The 25,439-nt window shown below is 36.2% G+C and carries 21 protein-coding genes, 1 tRNA gene and 3 pseudogenes; 15 read left to right on the forward strand and 10 right to left on the reverse strand.

The genetic code is table 11. The features are described 5' to 3' along the window. The 5 genes and pseudogenes from ACFILU_RS07720 to ACFILU_RS07740 all read left to right on the forward strand — a co-directional run. Positions 1-276, forward strand: a pseudogene (locus ACFILU_RS07720) (exonuclease); the annotation flags it as partial. 110 nt (positions 277-386) lie between these two features. After that, entirely contained in the window at positions 387-878 is a 492-nt protein-coding gene (locus tag ACFILU_RS07725; protein WP_375675490.1) for a hypothetical protein, read from the forward strand. Further along, entirely contained in the window at positions 875-1,330 is a 456-nt protein-coding gene (locus ACFILU_RS07730) for a hypothetical protein (RefSeq protein WP_375675491.1), read from the forward strand. The genes ACFILU_RS07725 and ACFILU_RS07730 overlap by 4 nt, the downstream gene beginning before the upstream one ends. 75 nt (positions 1,331-1,405) lie before the next feature. Continuing rightward, entirely contained in the window at positions 1,406-1,654 is a 249-nt protein-coding gene (locus tag ACFILU_RS07735; protein ID WP_375628770.1) for a hypothetical protein, read from the forward strand. Positions 1,655-1,656: 2 nt separating this feature from the next. Next, positions 1,657-2,700, forward strand: a complete 1,044-nt coding sequence (locus ACFILU_RS07740; RefSeq protein WP_375675493.1) for a tyrosine-type recombinase/integrase — start codon at positions 1,657-1,659, stop codon at positions 2,698-2,700. A gap of 1,569 nt (positions 2,701-4,269) precedes the next feature. On the opposite strand, the gene ACFILU_RS07745 is transcribed toward ACFILU_RS07740, so the two are convergent. Together ACFILU_RS07745 and ACFILU_RS07750 are read right to left on the reverse strand one after the other, a co-directional pair. Further along, positions 4,270-5,490 (reverse strand): MFS transporter, encoded by a 1,221-nt coding sequence (locus ACFILU_RS07745; RefSeq protein ID WP_375675494.1) that lies wholly within the window; start codon positions 5,488-5,490, stop codon positions 4,270-4,272. Further along, on the reverse strand, positions 5,487-5,960 hold the full coding sequence (locus ACFILU_RS07750; protein WP_375675495.1) for a hypothetical protein: 474 nt from the start codon (positions 5,958-5,960) through the stop codon (positions 5,487-5,489). Before ACFILU_RS07750 ends, ACFILU_RS07745 begins: the two co-directional genes overlap by 4 nt. Before the next feature lie 1,143 nt (positions 5,961-7,103). Here ACFILU_RS07750 and ACFILU_RS07755 point away from each other — a divergent pair. The 4 genes and pseudogenes from ACFILU_RS07755 (at position 7,104) to ACFILU_RS07770 (ending at position 10,975) form a co-directional block, all read left to right on the forward strand. Continuing rightward, positions 7,104-7,529: a DUF5930 domain-containing protein gene (locus tag ACFILU_RS07755; RefSeq protein ID WP_375675497.1), complete on the forward strand. Its 426-nt coding sequence runs from the start codon at positions 7,104-7,106 to the stop codon at positions 7,527-7,529. Positions 7,530-8,401: 872 nt separating this feature from the next. Further along, positions 8,402-8,656 (forward strand): annotated as a pseudogene (locus ACFILU_RS07760) (late control protein); the annotation flags it as partial. A 206-nt stretch (positions 8,657-8,862) separates the two neighbouring features. Next, positions 8,863-9,558, forward strand: a pseudogene (locus ACFILU_RS07765) (phage late control D family protein); the annotation flags it as partial. Then, a complete protein-coding gene (locus ACFILU_RS07770) occupies positions 9,515-10,975 on the forward strand; it encodes a replicative DNA helicase (RefSeq protein WP_375675498.1) in 1,461 nt (486 codons plus the stop codon). The pseudogene ACFILU_RS07765 and the gene ACFILU_RS07770, both read left to right, overlap by 44 nt. Positions 10,976-11,155: 180 nt before the next feature. Here ACFILU_RS07770 and ACFILU_RS07775 read toward each other — a convergent pair. After that, a tRNA-Met gene (locus ACFILU_RS07775) sits at positions 11,156-11,232 on the reverse strand. 163 nt (positions 11,233-11,395) lie between these two features. On the opposite strand from ACFILU_RS07775, the gene ACFILU_RS07780 reads away from it, so the two are divergent. Beyond that, positions 11,396-12,352 (forward strand): Gfo/Idh/MocA family protein, encoded by a 957-nt coding sequence (locus ACFILU_RS07780; RefSeq protein WP_273790823.1) that lies wholly within the window; start codon positions 11,396-11,398, stop codon positions 12,350-12,352. A 49-nt stretch (positions 12,353-12,401) separates the two neighbouring features. Next, positions 12,402-13,520 (forward strand): DegT/DnrJ/EryC1/StrS family aminotransferase, encoded by a 1,119-nt coding sequence (locus tag ACFILU_RS07785; protein ID WP_375631199.1) that lies wholly within the window; start codon positions 12,402-12,404, stop codon positions 13,518-13,520. A 325-nt stretch (positions 13,521-13,845) separates the two neighbouring features. On the opposite strand, the gene ACFILU_RS07790 is transcribed toward ACFILU_RS07785, so the two are convergent. Genes ACFILU_RS07790 through ACFILU_RS07800 form a run of 3 tightly spaced genes read right to left on the reverse strand, consistent with a single transcriptional unit; the run spans position 13,846 to position 15,112 of the window. After that, positions 13,846-14,112: a hypothetical protein gene (locus ACFILU_RS07790; protein WP_375660011.1), complete on the reverse strand. Its 267-nt coding sequence runs from the start codon at positions 14,110-14,112 to the stop codon at positions 13,846-13,848. Further along, the gene (locus ACFILU_RS07795; RefSeq protein ID WP_375631197.1) at positions 14,102-14,488 is read right to left on the reverse strand and encodes a hypothetical protein; all 387 of its coding nucleotides are present in this window, start codon (positions 14,486-14,488) and stop codon (positions 14,102-14,104) included. The genes ACFILU_RS07790 and ACFILU_RS07795 overlap by 11 nt, the downstream gene beginning before the upstream one ends. A gap of 27 nt (positions 14,489-14,515) precedes the next feature. Beyond that, on the reverse strand, positions 14,516-15,112 hold the full coding sequence (locus ACFILU_RS07800) for a DUF1134 domain-containing protein (protein ID WP_375675500.1): 597 nt from the start codon (positions 15,110-15,112) through the stop codon (positions 14,516-14,518). 213 nt (positions 15,113-15,325) lie between these two features. Between ACFILU_RS07800 and chpT the strand changes: the two genes are divergently transcribed. After that, positions 15,326-15,964, forward strand: a complete 639-nt coding sequence (chpT, locus tag ACFILU_RS07805) for a histidine phosphotransferase ChpT (RefSeq protein ID WP_273790820.1) — start codon at positions 15,326-15,328, stop codon at positions 15,962-15,964. A gap of 223 nt (positions 15,965-16,187) precedes the next feature. Here the strand turns inward: chpT and ctrA are convergent, their stop codons facing one another. Next, entirely contained in the window at positions 16,188-16,889 is a 702-nt protein-coding gene (gene ctrA / locus ACFILU_RS07810; protein ID WP_273790819.1) for a response regulator transcription factor CtrA, read from the reverse strand. Positions 16,890-17,454: 565 nt separating this feature from the next. Here ctrA and ACFILU_RS07815 point away from each other — a divergent pair. Next, the gene (locus tag ACFILU_RS07815; protein ID WP_273790818.1) at positions 17,455-17,841 is read left to right on the forward strand and encodes a flagellar export protein FliJ; all 387 of its coding nucleotides are present in this window, start codon (positions 17,455-17,457) and stop codon (positions 17,839-17,841) included. 130 nt (positions 17,842-17,971) lie between these two features. On the opposite strand, the gene ACFILU_RS07820 is transcribed toward ACFILU_RS07815, so the two are convergent. Then, complete coding sequence (locus ACFILU_RS07820; protein ID WP_273790817.1) at positions 17,972-18,247, reverse strand: DUF1153 domain-containing protein; 276 nt, start codon at positions 18,245-18,247, stop codon at positions 17,972-17,974. A gap of 391 nt (positions 18,248-18,638) precedes the next feature. Between ACFILU_RS07820 and mnmA the strand changes: the two genes are divergently transcribed. Beyond that, positions 18,639-19,862 (forward strand): tRNA 2-thiouridine(34) synthase MnmA, encoded by a 1,224-nt coding sequence (mnmA, locus tag ACFILU_RS07825; protein WP_375621388.1) that lies wholly within the window; start codon positions 18,639-18,641, stop codon positions 19,860-19,862. Between the two features lie 280 nt (positions 19,863-20,142). Here the strand turns inward: mnmA and ACFILU_RS07830 are convergent, their stop codons facing one another. After that, complete coding sequence (locus ACFILU_RS07830; RefSeq protein WP_375655117.1) at positions 20,143-20,952, reverse strand: TrmH family RNA methyltransferase; 810 nt, start codon at positions 20,950-20,952, stop codon at positions 20,143-20,145. A 768-nt stretch (positions 20,953-21,720) separates the two neighbouring features. Between ACFILU_RS07830 and ACFILU_RS07835 the strand changes: the two genes are divergently transcribed. Further along, complete coding sequence (locus ACFILU_RS07835; protein WP_375631194.1) at positions 21,721-22,629, forward strand: cation diffusion facilitator family transporter; 909 nt, start codon at positions 21,721-21,723, stop codon at positions 22,627-22,629. A gap of 1,298 nt (positions 22,630-23,927) precedes the next feature. On the opposite strand, the gene ACFILU_RS07840 is transcribed toward ACFILU_RS07835, so the two are convergent. Beyond that, complete coding sequence (locus tag ACFILU_RS07840; protein ID WP_375675501.1) at positions 23,928-24,767, reverse strand: DUF1460 domain-containing protein; 840 nt, start codon at positions 24,765-24,767, stop codon at positions 23,928-23,930. Positions 24,768-25,439: the final 672 nt, after the last annotated feature.

A 25,439-nucleotide genomic window follows, 5' to 3' on the forward strand; every position in this document is an offset into this window, starting at 1 on the left:
CCACAATCAACCACGCATTTGCGCTTCTTTATATATGACGAAATCAAGCCTGAATATATCGCACAGATGCAATTCCAAATGGCGTGCACAGGACGCAAATGGTGTCATTTCATGAGCTATAATCCAAACTTTGTAGGTAGATCTACTGGTTTGAGAATGAAAATCAAACGCGTCCACCGTGATGAGAAACACATTGAAGAGATTAATAAAGCGGTCGAAATTTTTTTAGGGGAAATAGAACAAGAGATGCAAAAGATTTTGACAAAAGCCGCTTAAACCTATGGGGGTGCTCTCTCCTCCCAGCACCCCCGCCCTTTCCTAACAACTTTCAACACATGCGTGCTTCACGCTACGGGTGGATTGTACGCAAATCAAGGAAATAAACCATGGAAAAGAAATACGAACTTACTGATGAAACAACTGAGGTTGATGGCAAAACTCTCCACCGCATTCGTGCCTTACGAGACTTTGGTGGTATTAAAGCAAACGACCTAGGCGGTCTTATAGAACATGAAGGCAACTTATCCCATGAGGGCAATTGTTGGATTTGGTATAAGGCTTGTGTTTTTGGAGATGCACGTATTTATGGCAAAGCAGAAGTTTTCGATGAACCATGCATTTACGGTCATGCAGAAGTTTACGGTGATGCATATATTTGCGGTGAACCTAGCGTTTTTGATAATGCAGAAGTTTATGGCAATGCACAAGTTTACGGTGAGGCATACATTTACGATAGGGCGCGTGTTTACGGCAATGCGCAAGTTTACGGTGATGCGCATGTTTACGGTCATGCAAAAATTTACGGTGATGCGTGTGTATGTTGGGACGACTGGATTGATGGCGATAAAAGAATCTCAACTGGAGAAAAGACCAGATGAAAAAATACGAACTTACTGATGAAACAATTGAGTTTGATGGATACATTACGCTTTACCGCATACGTGCATTAAAAGATTTTGGTGATGTTAAAGCAGGCGACCTTGGCGGCTTTGTAGAGTATGAAGACAATTTAAGTCAAAAAGACGATTGCTGGATTTATAATGATGCCAAGGCGTATTGTTGTGCCAAGATTTACGATAGTGCTAAGGTTTATGATAAAGCACAAATTGGTGATTGTGCCGAGATTTTTGGCAATGCAAAAATTTATAATAACGTCAAAATATATGATGGAGATATTTTTGGATACACACAAATTTATGGAAATGTGATTATTGATGCCGATTCAAGAATTTATGGCAATGTAAAAATTTATGATAATTCAGAAGATTGTAAACAAACTATGACCGCCCAGAACGGCGACTCTTCAACAAAAGACGACATTCCTTTCTAGCAACACAAACCAACTTTTAACACCAGCGTGATTCACGCCACGGGTGAATTACATCTAAAATGAAGGGGAATAAACATGCCACACCGCTCACCTACTATCACGCAACCAGCTATTGCTCGTGCTTTAAGAGAAGCTAAAAAACAAGGATGTGAACTCATAGAAATCAAACCTACAGGGGAATTATTAATTCATATCAATAAAACCATAACACCAACAACGATAGATAATACTTATAGCATTGACGATTTTCCACCGCTTGAAAACGAGCAAGAAGACTACGAGACCAGCAAAAGCTGCCCCTCTGTCGACGGTATAAAGTTTTAGCCATGCCAAAACGCCGTCCACCGCATCTTGTTCGTGAACGTACACGCCATGGTAAAGTTATATGGTATGTACGTATTGGTCATGGACCACGGTTTCGGATTGAAGGAACCTATGGAACGCAAGAGTTTGTTGACAATTATACGCTGGCTATTAAACAAGCGCAAAATGGCTCCTCCAAAACAAAGAGGCGTACCAGACTCACAGAAGGGTCTTTCGATTGGTTATTGCATCAGTATTTACAAAGCATGCAATGGCATAATCAATCAGAATCTACTAAAAAAGTTAAATATCGAATTCTGAATAATGTTTCTAAACATATCGGTGATCGTGCATATAAAAGCATAAACAAACAACACATTCTTGAAGCCGTAGATAGAAGGCGAGAGACCCCCGCGGCGGCAAGACATTTTTTGACCTCTTTAAACGGTCTTTTTAATTGGGCGGTTGATAATGCCCTTTTAAATAGAAATCCTGCCTTTAATATAAAAGCACCAAAATCTTTAAACAGTGAGGGATTACTGCCATGGCTAGAAGAGGACATAGACAAATATTATCACCGTTGGTCACATGGTACACATGAACGCGTCTGGATTGATGTTCTTCTTTATACAGGCTTGCGTCGTGGTGATGCCGTTCGTATCGGCTGGAAAGACGTCAAAGATAATATCATTTATCTCAAAACAGAAAAGAGCCAATTTAAAACAGATGTTTTTCTTCCTATTTTACCAGAACTAGAGGAAACCCTTAAAATTGGTCCTATAGGTAATGAAACATTCATTTGTGGTAAAGGTGGAAATAAGCTTGTCAAAGAAAGTTTTGGTAATCTGTTTCGTAAAGCTTGTAATGCAGCAGGTATTAAAAAATCAGCGCACGGATTGCGAAAATTAGCAGCAACACGTGCAGCCAATGCTGGTGCGACAGTTTCGCAAATGAAAGCGCTTTTTGGCTGGACAGAAGATAACATGGCATCCCTTTATACCAAAACAGCCGATAGAAAACGCCTTGCAATAGAAGCAATCAAAAAGCTACAAAAAGGTTCGGGATAGACATAAAAATAAGTTAAAAGAATCAAAGGAATCAAAACTCCCGAACTTTTATATAATCTATTGATTTTATATAAATATAACGCTCTCTTCCTCTCCGCCATCTATTGTTATAAAAGCAGTTGATTGTGTATAGGAATTTTGTTTTCAGTGATTTGTGCTCATTTGCTTTTCTACTAATCTCAATTTTGTGAAGTTTTTTGATTTCTTTTCTTGCTAGACGTTTTCTATCAGCTACTCTGCTATAGAGTGGTGCTATTTTATCTTCCTTCCATCTAAATTTATGTGCGAAATTGTAATACCTGTTATTAGCAGCGCGTGTGGTTGCTCATTTTCTTAATTCCTGTGTTGATTTTTAATTTTATGTTTCATGAAACAAGTTACAAAAATTTCTTTTCTAATGGTGTAAACTAAAGCAAAACCAATGGGGGATATTTTAAGCGCAAGATGTTTCATGTAAATCGCTATTGTTGATAAAGGAGAAAGCGAAGCTCTGTTATAGCAATCACATTGACGTTGCATATTTTTTAGCTAAGGATTGCTTATTTATTTTATGGATATAGGGAGCAGCATGAACGTTTGTAAGAATAAGCGGCCGTAAAGCTAGATATGTTACGGATTTGGTTCTGCAAAGTGTTTTTGATCTCCCTATGTCGTTTCAATCGTTTGGTGGCATATTTATTATTTTATGACGTTGTTTTGCTAAGCTTTTGCTTTTGCTTGTCAATCAACACCTATTCCTTATACAACGGCATATTTGAGATCAATATTTAAGATGGTTTACTGCTTTATCGGTTATGTCAGCTTTTATATATCAAATAGGGGAGAAAATATTGTATATATCTGTTAGCGAGTTATTTCTAAAAACGGAAGGATCTTTTAATTTTGAAAAAAATATGAAAGCGGAAAAGATGGAAATGAGCTCCCATTTTTATCATCATCTTATTAATTCAGTTTTACAACTTTCATGAATCTCTATGGTCGTGTCTTTTAAATAATGAAGATTGCGTATCTCACGCTTTTGTTTATCCCGTTGGGATTATGCCTCTCATATAAAAAGCATGTTCTAAACACAAATATACTTGTGTTGCCAATTTATGCACTTGTTTTAAAGAGATATCTTTGCAATGTGTATAAGCCATTTTGCGACGCCACCTCGTAAATGGTATAAAACACAAAAGTTTCTGTGAGACACATAAAGCCTTATAAAGCCACACCATTTGTATCCTTATGAAGATGCAAAGAGGCATATTATATATCTGCCTTCCTGTTGTTATAGATTTTAACTATGAGAGTTCATAAAAGGCATTTTTTCTTTTCTAAATCGTTTTTATCTATACGGCTTTCTCCACTTATGATGTGCAAGCAAATGATTTTGGTTGTTTCAACCATAAAAATAGATTGGAAAAGAAAGAATCTTACAATATTCAAGTTTGGTATATTATGATTATAAATCAATGTGTTGCTTTATATTTGCATTGTATATTGAAAGTTGGATGTGGCAATGCTCTCAAAAAAGTATCGATTTCTTTTAGAAGAAAACATTGTGGGTGAAATGTTATGGTTTTCCTCTCACAGAGACTTTTGAGAGTGTTTCATCCATCTCATGACAACCAAACCACACATGAAAAAAGTAATGGTCGGTAATATTAGGTAGTAAGACGGAGAAACTTTTGCAGGAAGAAAAGAAATAATACTCAATACTGTAATTGAAAATATTCTTCCGCTAAAAGAGACAGCACCAACAACACCGGAAATATGCTGCGTTTGTTTTTGGTTAAGTTCTGAGAAAAATAAGCTTTTTGCACCGATCGGTACAGTGCAAATAAATCCATGGATTAAAGAGAAGGCGATGACTGATGCAGCAGTTTGATGGCTATGAACTGAAAAATAGAGCGCTATGCACATCAGCGCAGAAAAGAAGGAAAAATATTTTATAGAATTCTTATATTTTTTATCAAGAACATGATACTTAGACATCAGTAAATTTGAAAAATATTGTGCTGAAAAGGCTCCAATATGGCAGCACATCAAGACGAGCATTTGCGAACCGTTGAGGTGATGAATTTTCCCCCCTGAAAGTATTATCGGTTGCCAGAAATGATAAATAATCTGAATACCAGCGCTAAAAAGGCACATAAGGAAAATAAACCATGCTCCTCCTACTGTGTTTTGAAAGATCCAGAGCGTTTCCTTGGCATTGTGCAAGATTGTATTTGTTTTGGACGTTTCAATTGTCGTTTTCTTTGCTTCAGGAACAATAAGGAATATCAAAAAAATAAATCCCATCATGAGGCATGAGATGATATATCCCATAAAATATTGTCCAGAGTAATAGATCGTTCCAATGCCTATAATCCCACTGAGAATACTTCCGAAAGAGTTAACTTGGTGGTAGAGATGAGCATAATGCGAAAAATGATCCTGTTTATCGCCTAGAGAATGGTAAATCCATCCGTCAATGGCGCTGACAATGATGCAAATGCCCGCTGCATAGAGAATTTGCGCAATAATAAGTGCTGTCATATTGGGAGCTTGAAGGCATAGAAGATAAAATACTCCTGTCATAAAGACCCCAGCCATAACGGAATATTTACGCCGATATCTGTCAGATAAAACAGCGCAGGGAAAATCAAGCAGCAGAATAGTGGTGGAAAAGACAACCTGAAGCAGAGCTAATTGCGCCAGACTAACTCCCATGGACATTAAAAAAATAGCATGGTAAACACCAATGAGCATGCGGACAGCATTATAGGAGCCATAGTTGAGAGCAAGGGCGCGTGGTCTGTTCATTGTGTTGTTCCATAGATTGTACAATAAGAATTTCCACTGAAAAGAATATTTTTCTGTGAAAAGGTAGCGGTTTCATATCCCCATTCAGGGATCGGTGGAAAACTGTTTTCCATAACCACCCCAAAATTAAAAAGGTCCCTTAGTCTATATGAGACTTCAAAGCGTATTAATGAGAGCAAATGATGCAATTTTAAAGTGATTATGAGGAGCAACATAAGCCTCATAAATGAGATTGTCATCTTTTGAGGGGGGGTGCTTGTGGGGCTGTTGCTTTCATAGCAATCATTTTGTCTAGATCTGTAAAATGATCCTAGGACGGCAAGATCATTGACATAATTAGAACTTATAGAGGCTTGTTTATTTTTTATATACCATTTACTGATCCATTCTCTTTGCTGATCAGGTGAAATAGCACAAATGATCCATAAATCGGTTTTTGGTAATTTTTTGATATCTTTTTTTATAGTCATCAACATTTGTAATCCCCCCCTTTCTTTCTGACTGTTTCTCCGTATCACTTTACGTCTAAAAAAGTTTTTTTCAGAATTCATCTTTACTTTATTTATTAAAAAGATTGTCTCGCAAGGTGCTTTTTAATCCCGTCATTACGATTAAGAATTAAATTTCTGATATATAAGAGGAAGGGTGCATGATACATTGTGACTAAATACATAAATCCCTCCGTATCCTGAAATGACGATTTCCTTTTGCAAAACAGTATCTTGAATGGAAGCTCGATAACCGTTACGTTGATTATGGAAATGATAACCTAAAAGAGTGCTTATGAGTGCTTGAAGATATTCTTTAGATATTACAGACAGGACAAGAAAATAGTTTAAAAAAATCAAACGTAGGATGAAAGCTTTCATCTTATGATGGGTAATGGTGAATTTTAAACTTCATCTACTGTTTTTTTGAGCTACTGTGCTGTAAGAAAGATCAAACTCCCCCAATTCATGTCTCTAATTTAGATCATTGATCATAAATATTATATACTGTCTTTTCAAATTATAACTTTGCTCATTGTTTGTCTTCACTGATTAAATCAACATTTCTCTAAAAATGCCGCTTGAGAAAAATGCATTCTATCAGTTTAATACTCTATGATCTTTTAATTAATTTAAGGAAGATAGCATAAAATATACGATAAAAAATGAATAAATTTCAATCTTTGTAAAAAAACACAAACTTTTTACTGCTGCTGATAAAAAACAAAGCTATATTAAAAGTAGCTTTATACCCTTCAATATCATTGGTTGTGTTTATCTGTTTTGTCTACTCATTATTTCACCATTGTTAATATGATTGTTAATCAAAATATCATTTTTGAATTATTTATAGCATCGTATTAAACTCTTTTAAAGTCATGGATAAAAGATTAAATTACTCCTCTAGAGATATAAAACTAGATAGAAAATTCCATGGCTACTCTGTTGAATAAATTAGTTTTTATAGATTTACTCTATGTGTAGCGTATTTAATTGTTGTACAACTTATCATTTTTTATTTTTATTATAGATTATTTAAAATAGATTTAATAAATTTTATTATGAATATTTTGATATGAATTTATATGTCTATTTAAATTGTTGTGTTCAGAGAAAAATAAAAAAATGTTTACAAAAAAAGTTCTGTTTAGAGAAGGCTTATTGCTTATCATATTTTTGCTACCATATTTTTTGTCTACCTCGCATGGCTATACGGGTATAGATAAATTATTTTGTTCCAAAGTGGTTAGGGAGCGCGATGATGCTGTTCAAAAGTTGGATTCAGTCAAGTTTGAAAAAGAAAATGCTGAACGGGGATGGAACGATACCATGAAAATATTGAATATGATGATAGACGACTTGAAGAGAATAGCTCTTGAACAGCAGGAACTCTATTTGGCATTGCTGAAAAATATGCCAAACAACAAACAACTTTCTTATAAATATCAAACAACTCTAAAACGCAATGATGCGGTTTTTGAGCGGCTCGAGAAGGCTTTTACTTTATTTGAGCATGTTGAAAAGGACAGAAGCCTTTCGAGGGCTAGGTGAAGCAAATAAGCATAAAGATCAGTCTCAAATGTTACATTACTTAGAAGTGATTTCTGAACATCATGGACATGTTGATGGACTCAATAAAGAACTTGAAAGGCTCAATCACGAAGTTGATAGTTTAAACAATAGGCTTCAAAATTTGAAGAAAATATCTCGATAAGAAAACAGAAAGTTGTTCATTGATGCAAATGAGGAAGAATGCATGAGATCATGAATAAAGATTTCATTGAAAAAGGAATGAACGATGGGATTTGCAATAGTACTCATCATATCCGTTATGGTTATTATAGGGACTCTTTGTTTTTTGTGTAACAGAAACTGTGAAAGAGCGGAAAGAGATAGATGGAAAAGATATGGAGAAGCACCAGAAACACGCTCCGAAAATGAAAGAAAAAATGAGACCAGTATGACAATACAAGAAACATAACCATTTCATGAGACACTTTAAAATCCAGATAATAAGGTTTTGGGAGTCTCTTCAGCATTTGATAAAGAATCTGAAGTTTTCGCGTTTAAAGAAGTTATGGTCCTTTCATCGAAGGAATATAAAATAATCATCTGCATATTTGTTATCATTTTGGCAGTGGACTTTGTTATCCAGATGTTGGATAAGGTCATTATCCAAGTATTGGATGGGGGCAGAGAGTTTGATATCTTTACTTTTATATGTATTTTTAGCTTATTTATTTTGATCTGTTGTTTTATGGCTATCCCGATTATTTTAATTTTACACAATACGATTGAGGAAAAAATTGAAAAAAATACTTCAGCAATATAAACAGATTTGAAATGAGAGAATCTTACAATATTCGGGTCTCTCATTCAATATACAAAACAGTAAATTATCATTATAAATCAATGTGTTGTGTAATAAAGCCGATACATTTGAAGCAGAGTTTGATGATAGTGGCAATGATTTAGAGGTTCCCTCAAGCAATAGTGCGCTACAGGTGATCTTTGGTTATGAGAACAGCATCAGTGCATTTATGGGGTGTTTTGTTGTCGAATCGGTTGTAAGTTGTGGTGGCAGTGATGGAGAGATTTTGCGCCTTTGTGGCAAAAGTGCCTCAATGCGTAAAGAGCTCAAAGAACAGGTGAGTGAGCATTTTGATCACAAAACTGTTGGTGAGATTGTTGAGACACTTGCCAAACGCCATGGCTATCAAGCAAAGGTCAGTCCTCAGTTCACTCAACAAACTTTGCCTTATGTGATTCGTACAGATCAATCGGCTGTTGATTTTTTAACCCGCCTTGCCGATCGCATGCGGGCACGTTTTTTGATCAAGGACAATAAGTTTTTGTTTTTAAGCGGAGATAATTTACCAGCATTAGCAATCNACATTTTGACCACCAAACCATTGGTGAGATTGTTGAGACACTTGCCAAACGCCATGGCTATCAAGCAAAGGTCAGTCCCCAGTTCACTCAACAAACTTTGCCTTATGTGATTCGTACAGATCAATCGGCTGTTGATTTTTTAACCCGCCTTGCCGATCGCATGCGGGCACGTTTTTTGATCAAGGACAATAAGTTTTTGTTTTTAAGCGGAGATAATTTACCAGCATTAGCAATCCATAAGCACGACTGTTCCAACTGGGAATTTACGTTAGAGCCACGTACGCAATATGGCACCATTGAAGCTTCTTATTTTGATCGCTCAAAAGGGCAGCAATGCCAAGTCAAACATCAGACAGGGTTTAGCGGTCCCGTGCGGCGTTTACGGACTTGTTACACTTGTGAGGAGGAAGCACGAGCTGCTGCTGCTTCCGAGTCGGACAGGTTGTGTCGTGCTGTAGGCAGTGGTTCTTTGACCCTTGAGGGACGCCCTGAAATCATGGCGGATCAACCTCTTTTATTGCAAGGGTTTCGTGGGCAAATCAATGGGCCATGGAAAGCCGCGACCGTCACCCACTGCTATGAGAAGCAAAGCGGATACACCACAGAAATCACCTTTGAGGCACCAGACAAGGGAAAAGAAAGCAATGAGAACACTGAACATGCTAAAAACAGAAAATCCAAGAGATAACTTTGCTTCTTCTTTTCGTCAACTTCCCCATAATATTGAAGCAGAGCAGGCATTACTTGGAGCAATCCTGATTAATAATAATGCACTCGATCGCGTTTCAGACTTTCTCAAAGCAGAACATTTTTTTGAAACGCTACACCAAAATATCTTTGAGATTGTCTTACAAATTATTCAAAAGGGTCATCTTGCAAACCCCATTACAATCAAGCCCTATATCCAAATGGAAGAAAAAATTGGAGATATTACTGTATACCAGTATGTTGTTCGCTTAGCCACAGAGGCAGTCACTATTATTAACACTGAAGATTATGGACGCGTTATTTACGATCTTTTTATCCGCCGGTCTTTGATTAATCTTGGCAATGAAGTTGCCAATACAGCCTTTGATGCTCCTGTAGAGCTCACGCCTACCCAACAAATTGAAACGATTGAAAATCAGTTATTTGAGCTCGCCGAAAAAGGAAAATATGGGGGTGGGTTTGAAAACTTTGATACAGCCATTGCAAAAGCACTTAACATGGCAAGCGCTGCAAAAAAGCGTTCCTCACAGCTTTCTGGGATAGCTACCCATATCAAAACCCTTGATGAGAAAATGGGGGGGCTACAGCCATCTGATTTGATTATCATAGCGGGACGCCCTGGTATGGGGAAAACCTCTCTGGCGACCAATATTGCTTTTAATATTGCCAATGCTTGTAAGCGTGATAACAGCCAAGAAAATGAAGGGGGCATTGTTGGTTTCTTTTCACTTGAGATGTCAACAGAACAGCTTGCAACTCGTATTATCTCAGAACAAATAAAGGTTTCTTCTTCTGATATGCGTCGTGGTAATATCTCAGAAGAGCAATTTACCAACATCATTTACGCAATGCGTTCCTTACAAACAATCCCTCTTTATATTGATCAAACGGGGGGTGTATCCCTTGCACAATTGGCCGCCCGTGCAAGGCGTCTCAAACGACAACATGGTCTAGATGTCTTGATTATCGATTATATCCAACTCATGACAAGCGGTTCAAAGCGTTCATTAGAAAATCGCGTTCAAGAAATTACAGCCATTACCACCGGATTAAAAGCACTTGCAAAAGAACTCAATATTCCCATCATTGCTCTGTCACAACTTTCGCGTCAAGTTGAAAACCGAACCGATAAACGTCCACAACTCTCCGATTTACGTGAATCTGGTTCAATTGAGCAAGATGCCGACATTGTTTTGTTCGTTTATCGTGAAGAATATTATCTCAAAAATGAAGAACCCAAAGAAGGCACTGCTGAGTATAGCAAATGGCAAGATGCAATGGAGAAAGCCAAGGGTAAAGCCGAGGTTATTATAGCAAAACAACGCCATGGTCCGACAGGAATCGTCCCCCTTGCCTTTCAATCCGACTTTACATGCTTTAGTGATCTGGAAAAATAGGAGCAGAAAAATGCGTTAAAGAGAGCTTTAAATACCCTTTGAAAGGCATTTGAAGACCCTTTGAGAACATCTTTAAAACTCTTTAAAAAAAATAAATTGGTACAAAACCTAGTGGCAAAATATACAAAACCCGCTGGCAAGCTACACTGCTGACAAACTACACACACAATAAAAAAGTAATGGTAGCGGAGGAGGGATTTGAACCCCCGACACAAGGATTATGATTCCTCTGCTCTAACCTACTGAGCTACTCCGCCAAAATAAGCAATCATAATTGTCAATAATTACATCTTTTGCGGATATAAGGGGTAGAATAGTAAGATGTCAAGCATCGTTTTTAAGCTTTTCTCTTGTCATTCTATATTATCCTCGATATGTAAAAGTGTAATTTTATATGATAAAGTAAGGTAAGGCATGAAAATGGTGCCACGTGTAGCGGTTTTAGGATGCGGTCATTGGGGTGAAAATCATATACGGACACTCCACTCTCTCGGAGCTTTAGCAGCAGTTTCTGATATTGATAATGATCGTGCTGCTAGTTTTGCAACACTGTATGGTGTAGAGGTTGTTACACCAGATGATCTTTTTACTCATCGAGATATTGATGCGTTGGTATTAGCGTTGCCGCCACAATTGCATACGCAAAATGTGCTCCGTGCTGTTAAAAATGGTAAAGATGTTTTGGTGGAAAAACCAATAGCCTTGAATGTTTCTGATGCTAAACGCCAAGTTCAGGAGGCTGAGGCCTATGAGCGAGTTTTTATGGTGGGCCATATTTTACGTTTTCATCCGGCTTTTGAAAAAATGTGTGAATTGGTGAAAAACGGAGATGTGGGAGATGTGCGATATATTTATTCTCATAGATTAGGCTTTGGAAAATTTCACACACACAGTGATGCTTTATGGGATCTTGCCCCTCATGATCTCTCAATGATTTTGGCGTTGACAGGATGCGAACCTTCCGAAATTCGCGGTGAGGGGGCTGCTGTCGTTGATCAGATTTCTGATTTTTCTCATATTCATATGATTTTTCCAAATGGTGTGCGTAGTCATCTTTTTACTTCACGCTTAAGCTCTTATCGTGAGAGGCGTTTAATTGTTGTTGGAACAAAGGCTATACTCGTTTTTGATGATATGGAACCGTGGAGTCGTAAATTGGCAATGCACCATTTTGCTGTTTGGAAAGAAAATCAAGAGTGGGCTTTTAGCATGGATGAGCTGAATTATATTGATGTTTGTGAAGACTTGCCGCTTACTTGCGAATTACGGCATTTCCTTCATTGTATTGAAACGCGTCAATCACCTCGTACAAATGGTGATGATGCTATTGCTGTTTTACGGATTTTAACAGCTGCTGATGTCAATTATGATAGATAAAAGAGATAGGTAGCGCTTTTGCATTCTTGTGATGATCAATGGAGTTAATATGCAATTCATCGACCTTGGGGCGCAGCGTGCGCGTATTGAAGATAAAATTAATTCTGCAATTGCGCATGTAGTCGCTAGTGGTAAGTATATTTTGGGGCCAAAAGTAACAGAATTTGAAGAGAAATTGGCAGAATATCTTGGCGTTAAACATGTGATTGCATGTGCTAATGGAACAGATGCTTTGAAGATGCCTCTTATGGCTAAAAATATTGGTCTAGGGGATGCTGTTTTTTGTCCTAGTTTTACATTTTCAGCAACGGCTGAAGTGGTTGCTTTGGTGGGGGCTGAACCTGTTTTTGTCGATGTTTTACCTGATACATTCAATATTGATGTTGAAAAACTTTCTCACGCTATCGAAATGATAAAAAAAGAAGGACGTCTAAAGCCAAAGGCTATTATTGCTGTTGATTTATTTGGGCTTTCTGCTGACTATGTGCAAATTGCTCAAGTGGCTGCCAAGGAAAATCTTTTTGTAATTGAAGATGCTGCTCAATCTATGGGGGGGAGAAGCGGTAATACTATGTGTGGTGCTTTTGGTGATGTGGCTGCTACAAGTTTTTATCCTGCAAAACCATTAGGATGTTATGGCGATGGAGGCGCTATGATGACCAATGATGATCATTTTGCAAAACTTTTACGCTCTATTTTGTTTCATGGTAAAGGTGAAACGCAATATGACAATGTACGTATTGGTATGAATTCGCGCCTAGATAGCATTCAGGCTGCAATTTTACTAGAAAAGTTTGTGATCTTTGAAGATGAAATGGAAAAGCGTGTAGAAATTGCTCAACGCTATTCCAATGGCTTAAGAGATATTGTTACAGTTCCAGAAATAGGAGAAAATATTCGTTCTGCTTATGCACAATATACGATTAAGGTAAAAGAACGGGATAAATTAAAAGATTTTTTACAAAAAAATTCTATCCCTACAATGATTTATTATAAAACTCCTTTACATCAACAGCCAGCTTATAAACACTTCCCTTATGTAAAAGATTCCCTTTCTGTTTCAGAGTCTTTGGGAGAGTGTGTTTTAAGTTTACCAATGCATCCTTACTTGACACAAACGGATCAGGATATGATTATCAAAAAAATAAGAGATTTTTATCACTCTTGAGAGCGTATTTTTATCCTTAAAATTATGGTCAAATCTCTATTGGTGATCCATCTTAGAAGGTATTTTTTGTTAGAGTGTGTGACCAATGTCTTTGGTATTATTTGCTTTCTAGAACCTATGAAATGTTGTTCTTTAGAGCGGAGATATGATTAGCAAGTGAATCTGCTAGACAAGAAGATATTTTTTAACAGAACGATATAGGCTAAAAAACTTTTTCCTTTAGCTTAGCAGAAAAGTCACGTTTAATAAAAAGGATTTGGGTTATGAAAGTTACAATGAACCTTTGTTGATTTTACTCTTCATTTAAGGTGTTTTAAAAGATAACTTATTTAACAGGGCTTTTGGAGAGAAAAGTTATTTTTTTGCGAATACGTGAGGCTAGGTCATTTTTGTTTTTTGATTTTTGAATCAATGTGTTGATGGGTGATGTATTCCCCTCTTGTAGCGCTATTTGAGCTGCCAATGTTGCTGCAAGTTCTTTTGTTTCTTCACGGAGTTCTTCCAGCAATTGGTGGTTAGCAGTCGGGTCAAGCTCATGAGTTTGGATTTTTTGTAAGCGTTGCTGATAGAGTGCGATTTTTTCACGCATCATTTTTCTTTCCTTTGAAAGTGTGTAGTGTGGCGATATTTTGTTTGATTGCTATCGCTTCTTTGGTGAGAGTATCTTTTGTGGGGAGGCATAGCCGATAAAATTGTTCTGTTACTTGGCTCAGTTGTATTTTTTGTTGGGCATATTTTTTTTGCAAAAATTCATACTTTTGTTGGTTGTTTGCTAATTCTACAGCATGTTGTGCACGAAGAAAATCGTGATTTGCTTCTATTTCCGCGAGTGATAATGGCATTTTCGCACAAACATCTTTATACGCAAAATGAACGGCTTTCCGCCAAATAAAAGGAGATAAAAGCACCAGTAACCAAGAAGTGAAAGCAACTCCGAGTATAAAAAAAAGAAATGATTGAATAAGCATAATACCCCTTTTCAAATAAGAATACGTTTAAAACGGATTCCATGTCGGTTTAGGTGTTAATTTTAAATATCCTACATTGATACCAAGGCGTGCGCCGACTCCTGTACGTATTGGGATTAACAAGGTATTATGGTATTTTAGGACATGAAAACCAACACCTGCAATTAAATAGGCCGAACCTGAAATACCACCATAGCGTCTCCATAAATTATTTATGCCATTAAGATTGTAAACTAAGATCATTAAACGGGAGCCTTGGCCGCCAAAATCCCATCCTACTGAGGGACCTTGCCAAAAAACTTTATGTTGACCATAGCTTTTGGTAAAAACCCTTCCTTCGCCATAGGTTAATCCAGCAAAAAAGGCACCAGAAGCTTCTTCTCCTAAAATATAGGCATTGGGATAACCGTATTTTGAAAAAATATTTTGAATTGCAACAGCCAAACCACTGGCTGTTTTTCCAAAAAAAATATGACCAGAATCAATAATTTCTTGGAGTGAATAATGAGGCTCGTTTTGCTCTATTGGTTTTAGTTGAGCATGTGTGGTGTTTATGGTGATGAATAAAAGGAAGATTAAAGATATAATATTTCTGTACCAGTATTTGAGCAGAGAGAGAGCCATGGAGTTTTCTCCTTTTATTAGTGATAAACAAAAAGATAATATTAGAATTTTCATGCTATTCAAATAAAAAATAAGATATAAGGTTATTTAAATTCTTGAATTTATTTCTGATTTTTTAGCATGATTGTTAATATTTCCTATTATGCATCAGATGTTAAGAGTTTTTCTTTAAAATAAAGTTTGTTTTTTTGAATCTAGGAGTTTTCAATCATTATGACGTTAGATATTTCTTTGAAGCCTATGGATCTTGCTGCTTTGCTTTGTAGTCGTATTTGCCATGATTTGATTTCACCTGTGGGGGCTATTCAAAATGCAATGGAGCTTTATGATGAAGGAGGAGCTGAAGAAGATGCTTTACAATTGGTGCGTTTATCCGTTGCAAGTGCTGCTGCACGTCTACAATTTGCGCGATTGGCTTTTGGTTTTGCTGGTGCAAGTGGAGGACAAATAGATACACGGGCTGCAGAGCAGGTTGCTCAACAATATATGAAAGAAGAAAAAGCAACATTAAAATGGCAAGCTTCTTCTTTATTGTTAGAAAAAGATGAAGTTAAACTTTTGCTTAATTTATTATTGATTGCAAATGCAACAGTTTCTCGTGGTGGTGAAATTGTTGTTATGATTTTGCAAGAAGAAAATAAACGTTCTTTTCGATTTGAGGTTTTCGGTAGAACTCTCCGTATACCCCCTCATTTTCTTGCGTTATTCCGTGGAGAAGTTCAAGAAGAGCTTGTTGATGCACATGTCATCCAATTTTATTACACAATGTTACTTGCTCAGATGACAGAGATGAAAATAAATATTGATGAAAGTGATGGTTGTATTGTTTTAGAAAGTATAAAAAAGCTTTGAATAAGAGAGAAGCGCTTAAGCTGTGTTGGGAAAAGTGGCTTCGATTGAATTTATGAGCGATAAGGTTATATGTGTAAATTTGGTGTGGTTACTTCTTAAGCTTTAAGCGCTTTCTATATGAGATTTTTGGTGTGCGAGTTTTCTACTTTTAACAGAGAAAAGATCTCGGGAAAAAATCTCGGCCCGCTACACTCCGAGATTTTACAATGTGCATGTTCACTGCTTAAGCGGTTTTTCGTACGTTCTCTTCAACTGGATCACGTAAAACATAACCACGTCCCCAAACTGTATCAATGTAATTTACACTAGAAGAGACTGCTTCCAATTTTTTCCGCAATTTACAGATAAAAACATCGATAATCTTTAGTTCTGGTTCATCCATTCCACCATAGAGATGATTGAGAAACATTTCCTTGGTAAGGGTGGTACCTTTGCGTAAAGAGAGAAGCTCTAACATTTGGTACTCTTTACCGGTTAAATGAACAGGGCGCCCTGCAACTTCGACAGTTTTTGTGTCAAGGTTAACGGTGAGATCTCCGGTAACAATAACCGATTGTGCATGTCCTTTAGAACGACGAACAACTGCATGGATACGTGCAATGAGCTCATCTTTATGAAAAGGCTTCGTCATATAGTCGTCTGCTCCAAAGCCAAAACCACGAACCTTGTCTTCAATGGCATTCATACCAGAAAGGATTAAGACAGGAGTTTTTATTTTTGCCAATCTTAGAGTCCGCAAGACATCATACCCTGACATGTCAGGCAAATTCAGATCAAGCAAAATGATATCATAATCATAGAGTTTTCCTAAATCGATACCTTCTTCACCCAGATCAGTGATATAAACATTAAAGTTAGCCGACTTTAACATCAACTCAATGCTTTGAGTAACTGCTCTATCATCTTCAATTAATAATACGCGCATTTTAGATCCCTCACTTTGCTCCTTCACGAATCATAAGGAGCATTTCTATTTTATATCAGTTAGCAAAACCACTGTTATAAAAACAATTCATTAAATCAAACACTTATAACAAAGTGTTTATGAACATTTTAGTAGTACGCGTAACAATCACTACTAAATTCCCCACTATCCATGATAGTGGTTAACAAAATATTTTTATTTTTGAAAGAGGCTACAAAATTATTTTAGAAAAATCCCATATTTTTTAACATAATAAACAAAGAAGGGCTTTTTCTATAAACTTTAACTTAAAAAAAATTTGTAAAAGAGCGTTATAAATTACTTTTTTACAATTTCAGTGTTTATTTACTGAGCTTTAAACCTCTTCATTTATAATGGGGGGAAAAGTTAAAGAAATAGTTATTGCTCTTTAAAGCAGATTGTATTTTCAGATGCTTTAATGCAAGGCAAAAATTATTATAATTTCAAGTTAATAGACTGTTTTTGTCGGATAGACATATAACTAAAAGATATTTATTGGGTGTGAATGCGAGTTTTGAGTTGGCGCAATCAAGGAGTAGTGAGTATGAAGCCACGAGAAAATATGGTGCGATTGAGGATGTTTCAAGTGCGTGGAAAGCGCCGTGAAATTGCACAGCTTGAGATGATGATCGCAGAATTTGAACGAATGGTGTTAGAGTTGGAAGCACAGATTACTCATGAAGAACGTAAATCTGGAAACAATGATGTTCACCATTTTGCTTATTCTGCTTTTGCGCGTGCAGCGCGGCAAAGACGTGATAATCTGATCAATTCAATTCGTGATTTAGAACTTCAAAAAACAAACGCTGAAATTGCTCTCCATGAAGCTAATACAGAGCTGCAACGTGCACAGCTTTTGGAAGCACGAGAAAAGAAGATTGTTGCGGATGATAAGGATATTTTGATTCAATCTAATTCAATGGTTGGCTAATAAAAGCAATTATTGAAGAATCCATTCTTTCAGGTTTATCTTTTGGATATAGTATAAAACAGCCAAACTTTTATCAAGTTTGGCTGTTTTATAGATTGCTTTATGTTATCAAATCGTAATCAATGGCAACTTAATGCCTGTAGTGTTGAATCTTGGTCGTTCGTAATCCCGCTAAACCGTGTTCATCGATTAAACTTTGCCATGAAAGAAATTCTTCTACAGTCAAAGTATAACGGTGGCACGCTTCGTCAAGACTTAACAATCCACCTCTGACAGCCGCAACAACTTCAGCTTTGCGACGAATCACCCAGCGCCGTGTTGTTTGCGGCGGTAGGTCGGCAATTGTAAGCGGACTTCCATCTGGCCCAATAACATATTTCATTTGTGTTTTTATCAAATTGCTCATTCGTATCCTCTACCTTTAGTCAAGGACTTGATTCGTTTATAGAGCATGAAATTTAAAAAAGAGCTAAAAGCGCTGAAAGAAAAAATTAATAAAGTGATTGGGTATGTAAAAAGAAGCTCAAGTTGAAGTGTGTAGAAGAGATTCTTGCAATATTTTACCGGAGTTTTCAAAAGAGCAAAAAAGGATTTCTCCTAAACGATTGCCATTATGCCTTATTTCCATCATTCTTTTTTTGTTTGCAGCAGCTCTTAAGAAAATAATGCCTATGGTTGTGGAAAGGATAAAAAAATAATATAAAGACAATCAATCGTGTAAAAGTGCTGAAGAGCGTGCATCAGAATGTCAACATATAGGTAGCCATTAAACAGAGCATTAAATAGAGAATGAATACATGTTTTTAAACAGTCTTGATTTACCAGGACAACCTGAGGATTCTCGCATTGTTGTTGCAATGTCGGGGGGGGTTGATTCATCGGTTGTTGCAGGTCTTTTGAAAAAGGAAGGGTATAATGTTATTGGCATTACGTTGCAGCTTTATGATCATGGGGAAGCAACGCATCGGGTGGGGGCGTGTTGTGCAGGACAAGATATTGAGGATGCACGCCGCGTTGCAGAAACACTAGGAATTCCTCATTATGTTCTTGATTATGAAAAGCGCTTTCGTGAAGCTGTTATTGATCCTTTTGCAGAAAGTTATGCTCATGGAGAGACCCCAGTACCATGTATTGCATGTAATCAAACGGTTAAGTTTGCTGATTTATTAGCAACGGCACGCGAATTGGGGGCAGATGCTTTGGCTACGGGACATTATATTCGTTCGCGTTCCAACGGAGCGCATCGAGCACTCTTTCGTCCTCTCGATAATGATCGTGATCAGAGTTATTTTCTCTTTGCAACGACACAAGAACAGATTGATTATTTGCGTTTTCCACTTGGTGACCTTCCAAAAGCCCGCGTTCGTGAAATGGCAGCAGAAATGGGCTTTGTGGTTGCCAATAAGCATGATAGTCAGGATATTTGTTTTGTTCCACAAGGAAAATATTCAGATGTTATCGCAAAACTGCGTCCAGAAGCAGCTAATCCTGGCGTTATTGTCCATATTGATGGAAAGATTTTAGGTAAACATTCGGGAATTGTTAATTATACGGTTGGTCAACGTCGTGGTATTGGGGTATCAACGGGTGAAGCGCTTTATGTGGTTTATCTCGATGTGGAAAATGCACGTGTTATTGTTGGACCGCGTGAAATGTTAGAAACGCATAAGCTTTTTTTACGTGATGTGAATTGGCTTGGTGATGAGTCGTTAGATAATTTCCCTTCTCAAGGTATTGAGGTGGCTGTAAAGGTGCGTTCAACGCGTCCTCCTCACCTTGCGCGCTTACATTATAAAGAAGGTATTTTTTCCGTTGATTTATTGGAATGTGAAAATGGTGTGGCACCAGGGCAAGCTTGCGTTCTTTATGATGGAAATGGTCATGAGGCGCGTATTCTTGGGGGAGGATTTGTAACACATTCAGAACGTGCAGCTGATACTGAAATGATGTTGAAGCGCGTTTTATGCAATCTCGAAACAAAAGATCCTGTTTCCTCAGAACTAAAAACAACAGCTTTATAAAGCATAGTAAATTGATTTATAATGATATTTTTTAATCTTAAACTTGAATGAGAGACTTCCGGAAGGTTTTCTCATTGAAAGTTTGTTTTATGATTGAATCCATCAAAATTATATCTTCTGCACGTCATAAGCGGGGTTAGGGTGTGGAAAGTGATGATAAAGAAAATGTAAAAATGTTTTTTATCAATGCTTTCAAAGGCTAGGGGACGGCAATATTATTGGAGACTGATAGATAACATACAACATTGGGTATGTTTTATAACTTGAAGTGTTATCATCTTTAGTGGTCAAAGTTGGTAAAATGAGCAAGTGCAATACCTGAGGCTGTGGCAACATTAAGGCTGTCAAAACCGTCAGTCATGGGAATACGTAAGGTGTTTGATTGTTGTAGTATATGGGGTGGTAAGCCATCGCCTTCTGTTCCAAAAATAAGTGCCATTCTTTTGGTTTTGTTGGCTTGCTTGAGAGTGTGTGAGGCAGAAGGGGAGAGTGCATAAAGATGAAAGTTTTCATCGTTTAGAGCAGCTATAATGTCATCTATATCAGCGTTTTGCGTATAGGGTACTTTTAAAGCAGCGCCGGCAGACACTCTTATTGATTTGCGATAAAGTGGATCGCATGAGGTTTTGTCGACAATAATGCCATTACTGGCAAAGGCTGCTGCATTACGAAAAATTGATCCCATATTATCGTGATTCGAGATACCACATAAAACAAGAATCAAAGCTTTTTCTGGAAGATGTTGTAAAAAACTTTGTAAGGATGGCAGTATTTTGCGTTTACCAATACCCAGAACACCACGATGAACATGGAAGCCGGTGATATTATCCATAACTTTTTGTGGAACGCAATAAATGGGACATAGAGGCTGTGTTTTTTCTAAAAGCGGTAGAAGTCCAGAGAGACGGTTTGCTACGATGAGCAGTGAGATGGCAGAAAACTCTTTCGAATGTAGTAATGCGGACAATGTTACTTTGCCTTCAGCAATAAATTGATGTTGCCGTCCAACAAGATCTTTTTCACGGATATTATGATAGGCTTTTAGGCGTGGATCATCTGTTTCATTGATTGTTGTGATATTCAAATGCATGCGAGATTTTTAGTGCTTTTTTCTTATGATTTCCAGATGTTAGAATTTATTTTATTTAAAAAAAAGAGATAAAAAAACATTATTTTAAAACTTATGGTGGAATTTGTGTTGACAATATACAACCATAGGTATAATGTAAAAATACTGATACGGAATCATATATTTTTTCTCGTATCGGGTGCAGTGTCTTGGGTCCCCGCTATTTCCCAAGTTCTGTATGCCCTTAATTTCTAAGGGAAAAGAATCTGGGTCCCCAATGCCCAGATTCTTTTTTTTTGAGGGTAATCATTGTTCTTCTTTTTATATCTAAATTTTTTAATAAATCATCTTTTAAAATCCAGTTGACCTGTAAAGTTACCGTAGAGTGCTAAGATATTTTTTCTAAGGTGCAACGATGGCTTATAGATGGGGTATAATGCACATCATAAGATAAAAAAATAATGCATGATCATGATAGATTTGAGCAAAAACAAGTTTTTCGTTTATGAGAAGTGAGATGGCTTTAAGTTATTCAGAAAACGATTAATAATGAAGGTTATGTGTTTGATTGCTCTTGGGAAAGCTCTTTTTTCTATTATTTTTTCTCTTCTTTATTTATTGATGCTGTTCGTGTAACTGAGCAGTTTTTACGATAATAATGGTGAGCTTAGGCGTTTATTGTATGATGAAGCTTCTGTAATATTGAGGAAAGATCGTCGTTATGCCAAAAGTATAATGATATGGTTGAAAATATTAATTCCCTATTTCGTGAAGAAAAGGATGAGGTTCATGGATGTAAAAATCAATATACAAAGCTTGACTTTATACTCTATTTTTATTGCGTGTATTGTTTTTGCTTTGAAATATTGGACATATCACATCACAGGTTCGGTTGCACTTTATTCTGATGCATTGGAATCAATTGTTAATATCCTTGCGTCATTGGCAGCATGGTGGGCTGTTAAAGTGAGTATGAAGCCAGCAGATCATGATCATCCCTTTGGGCATCATAAAGCGGAATATTTTTCCGCAATTCTTGAAGGGGTACTCATTATTATTGCGGCAATTGTTATTTTAAGAGAAGCATGGATAGCTCTTTCTACCGTTAAATTGTTGCAGAAACCTGGAATATGGCTTGTTATTCATCTTATTGCAACTGTCATAAATTGTATGTGGGGAATGGTTCTTATTTGGCAGGGAAAACTCCATCGCTCACCGGCTCTTAAAGCTGATGGAGTGCATTTTATAACAGATGTTTTTACTTCGCTTGCAATTTTAATTGGTTTGATTGCCGGTTTTGTCGGGGGATGGGGAGCTTTAGATCCAATTTTAGCGATAATCGTTGCCGTTAATATTCTCTTACAGGGCTGGAAGGTGATTAGAAATGCTGTTCAGGGGTTAATGGATGTTGGCGTTGAATTGAATGAAAGCATGCGGATTCGGGAGCTGATTTCTGCAAATGCATCGGGTGCGCTTGAGGTCCATGATTTGCGGACGCGTGTTGCTGGAAGGGTTACTTTTATAGAGTTTCATTTGGTTGTGCCTGCTGTAATGCAGGTAGGAGAAGCACATAAAATTTGTGATAAAATCGAAGCTGTTCTTCAAAAAGAATTTGATAATGTGCGTATTTCTATTCATGTCGAGCCTGAAGATGAGGCAAAATTGCCTCCCGGTACAACGGTAATCCCTTTTATATAAAAAGTTTTTTTCAAATTACCTGTTATGTTATGAGGACTGTTTTTTTATGATGGGGTGATTCATACCTCTCGAAAATACAATGATGCTCTTTTGTTGATTTAATTTTTGCATCAATCAAGTATACAAGGTTAAACAGAGTATTTAAGGCAAGATTTATTCTATTTCGTTAAAACACTGTCATTTAAGGTGTGGTGAGATAAGGCATATAAAATTTGATCTATTAAGTGTTTTTAGAGTATGGAGTAAATATTCAAAATAGGACTTGCCGGTGTATTCTTTTGTAAGTGAATCTCATGAAATGGTTAGCAGCTTAAATCCATTTAAGAAAACGGATCGTTTACAGACTGTCGGGAGTAGATGTTTCGTTTCTTAGGGCGAGGAGGAGTGAAGCCTTCGTAATAAGTTTAATGAGATTTAATTATAAATTTTGTATAAAAGTTATGAATAGGGTTTTAAAGTTTGTGATCATAGATTAATCGTCATTATTGTTGCTAATAAATGTGTTGTTTTATCGATACAATGTGTTCTGTTTAGAGTGTTCTTTATTGCATGAAGGATGGGGGACTCATTAAAAGATGAAAAAACAAAAATCATGCTCATAACTCTACTCTTTAAAGGATATTATTGTCGTTACTGTAGAAAATTGTAAAGCTGAACTAAAGAATGATGCTAAAGATAGAAACTGGTTTTTAATTGATGCCTTCATATTTTCATTCCAATCTGGCATCAAAATTTTACAAGGACTCGTACAGTACTGGTGCATCCTAATCATAATATGCTGCTATATCAGGGCTATTTTAATTTATAGATAATAACAAAAAGCAAAGACTTTATAAGGAAAAAAAAGCTATAAAGTCAAAAATTTATATGCAATAAATTAGAGAGGTAGATCGAATTTTTATAGAATACTTTATGAAATAACCACCAAACATATCTGGCTTTACTTTTACTTATTTTTACAAACGTTCGTTTGTGTCTTTTGCGTTATATTCGTAAAGATCAGATTAGCGGTAATCTAAAGATAACTCTTGGTTGAGAATATGAAAGGAAAGCGTGATACTATAATAGAGTTTTTTCTGTCTTTATCGTTCAACCAGTAAAAGTGATTACAAATCCGTAATTTCTCCAAAAATGATTTTGTCATACTTATAAACAAAGTTAGATCAAAACGACTTTTTTCTCTTAAAACTGTAAACAAATATATTGTATCCGTATAGCTTGAACGAAGTTAGATGTTTACCTGAATAACGACAGTATATATTTTAAGAATAGAGAAGATATTTCATATCGCTATGATGTTATTCAAGAGCTCTTAAAACAATGATTCCTGGTGTTTTTTCAACATAATTCATAAAAGGAGAATCAACGACTTTTTCGTTTTCTTTTCGTGAAGAAGCATTTCTTAACATTGGCCCTTTATCTGTCATGATAAAGAAGCCCACATGTGTTACATCCAATCCAGCAAGTTTCGTATAAATACCAATGAAATCACCAGACTGTAAACGACCTATAACCTCCTCATTAATAAAGTTACTTGGAAGATACGTTATTGTGCGTTTCACAACTGGCAACCCAGGTAGATAGCTTCCACCATCAGCTTTTTTATTGAGATATTTTTCTATTTTTACCGCATGGGGACTTATTTCAGCGGTAATATCAGTGGCGAGTTTATATTCTCTATAAGCCCAATCCGTAAAAAAATGTTTCCGATTTAAAAAATGAACATTACCGTTAATATAACGCGTTTTTATGACGTTATTTATGAATTCTGTTTGGGATGTTGATTTGCGCAATGCTTCAACATAATCCAGATAAGTGAAGCAATCTAAGCCTCTAAAATCAATAATCAGTTTTTCTGGTGTATTTTCTGAGCCATGTAACATATTTGCTTGGTAAGGTGTCCCTAAAAAAGCTTCAGAAAGAAAGTCAATTAGTGCCCCTTTTTCCTGATAATTTGTTTCTGAACGTTTTTTGAGAAGAGCATTTAATTTATTTAGAGTATAGGGATCTAGGTTTACGTTGGTTGTTTGTTGTGTTTTTATTTTATTTTCTACAGTACTCTCTTGTGAATCAGAATCCTGAACATCACATCCTGTTACCAACATTAATATGAGAATTAATAGGGATATTTTTCGCATTTTATACACCATTTTGAATTAAAAATTCATGACGAACTATTTCTAAAAGTGCTATTTTTTAAATGCTTATCATGATCATCGTTAGATTTAATGCTAGCATACAATCATTAAGAGTATCAATGAATATAAAGATAAAATCATGGTTTTTAAGGTTACACAAATTGCAAACGATATGAATCTTTTCTAAGATTATAGAATTAAAGGATTTTTCTCTATAATATACTTATTTTTTAATCAAAATTATTGTCAAATAAATATTTTTAAAAATATGATGAGCTTTTTACGTTGTTAAGCTATTCTGGTGTTGCTGCTTTAACTTTATAGCATATTCTGAGGGTAAGAAAATTTTTTAAGAGCTTATCTTTTAAAAGGTTTCAATTACTATAGGATATCTAACGTATCCAATGGAATTGAGATTCCTGAAAACGGTGGGATGAGAGGGGAAAATGATGTCTGATAAAATTCATCGTAATGTCTCTAAAACTATTGGAAATACTCTGTGTTTCATGAAATTTTGTTCATGAGTTTGTCGCACAAATATTTTGTTCGTATAATGCAAAAAAAATTTTTATTCTTTGACAATGAGATAGCAACTAAAGATACACCAATTAAAACGTAATTTTACAGTTTTATCTTGACTCTTACTTAAATTTTTACTTTGTTATTATTTCA

The organism is Bartonella sp. CL100XZDX (assembly GCF_042195375.1).
Lineage (GTDB): Bacteria > Pseudomonadota > Alphaproteobacteria > Rhizobiales > Rhizobiaceae > Bartonella.

Coding starts and splice junctions, on each gene's coding strand:
- ACFILU_RS07725 (WP_375675490.1), top strand. CDS start 387: ATGGAAAAGAAATACGAACTTACTGATGAAACAACTGAGGTTGATGGC.
- ACFILU_RS07730 (WP_375675491.1), top strand. CDS start 875: ATGAAAAAATACGAACTTACTGATGAAACAATTGAGTTTGATGGATAC.
- ACFILU_RS07735 (WP_375628770.1), top strand. CDS start 1,406: ATGCCACACCGCTCACCTACTATCACGCAACCAGCTATTGCTCGTGCT.
- ACFILU_RS07740 (WP_375675493.1), top strand. CDS start 1,657: ATGCCAAAACGCCGTCCACCGCATCTTGTTCGTGAACGTACACGCCAT.
- ACFILU_RS07745 (WP_375675494.1), bottom strand. CDS start 5,490: ATGAACAGACCACGCGCCCTTGCTCTCAACTATGGCTCCTATAATGCT.
- ACFILU_RS07750 (WP_375675495.1), bottom strand. CDS start 5,960: ATGACTATAAAAAAAGATATCAAAAAATTACCAAAAACCGATTTATGG.
- ACFILU_RS07755 (WP_375675497.1), top strand. CDS start 7,104: ATGTTTACAAAAAAAGTTCTGTTTAGAGAAGGCTTATTGCTTATCATA.
- ACFILU_RS07770 (WP_375675498.1), top strand. CDS start 9,515: ATGAGAACACTGAACATGCTAAAAACAGAAAATCCAAGAGATAACTTT.
- ACFILU_RS07780 (WP_273790823.1), top strand. CDS start 11,396: ATGGTGCCACGTGTAGCGGTTTTAGGATGCGGTCATTGGGGTGAAAAT.
- ACFILU_RS07785 (WP_375631199.1), top strand. CDS start 12,402: ATGCAATTCATCGACCTTGGGGCGCAGCGTGCGCGTATTGAAGATAAA.
- ACFILU_RS07790 (WP_375660011.1), bottom strand. CDS start 14,112: ATGATGCGTGAAAAAATCGCACTCTATCAGCAACGCTTACAAAAAATC.
- ACFILU_RS07795 (WP_375631197.1), bottom strand. CDS start 14,488: ATGCTTATTCAATCATTTCTTTTTTTTATACTCGGAGTTGCTTTCACT.
- ACFILU_RS07800 (WP_375675500.1), bottom strand. CDS start 15,112: ATGGCTCTCTCTCTGCTCAAATACTGGTACAGAAATATTATATCTTTA.
- chpT (WP_273790820.1), top strand. CDS start 15,326: ATGACGTTAGATATTTCTTTGAAGCCTATGGATCTTGCTGCTTTGCTT.
- ctrA (WP_273790819.1), bottom strand. CDS start 16,889: ATGCGCGTATTATTAATTGAAGATGATAGAGCAGTTACTCAAAGCATT.
- ACFILU_RS07815 (WP_273790818.1), top strand. CDS start 17,455: ATGAAGCCACGAGAAAATATGGTGCGATTGAGGATGTTTCAAGTGCGT.
- ACFILU_RS07820 (WP_273790817.1), bottom strand. CDS start 18,247: ATGAGCAATTTGATAAAAACACAAATGAAATATGTTATTGGGCCAGAT.
- mnmA (WP_375621388.1), top strand. CDS start 18,639: ATGTTTTTAAACAGTCTTGATTTACCAGGACAACCTGAGGATTCTCGC.
- ACFILU_RS07830 (WP_375655117.1), bottom strand. CDS start 20,952: ATGCATTTGAATATCACAACAATCAATGAAACAGATGATCCACGCCTA.
- ACFILU_RS07835 (WP_375631194.1), top strand. CDS start 21,721: ATGGATGTAAAAATCAATATACAAAGCTTGACTTTATACTCTATTTTT.
- ACFILU_RS07840 (WP_375675501.1), bottom strand. CDS start 24,767: ATGCGAAAAATATCCCTATTAATTCTCATATTAATGTTGGTAACAGGA.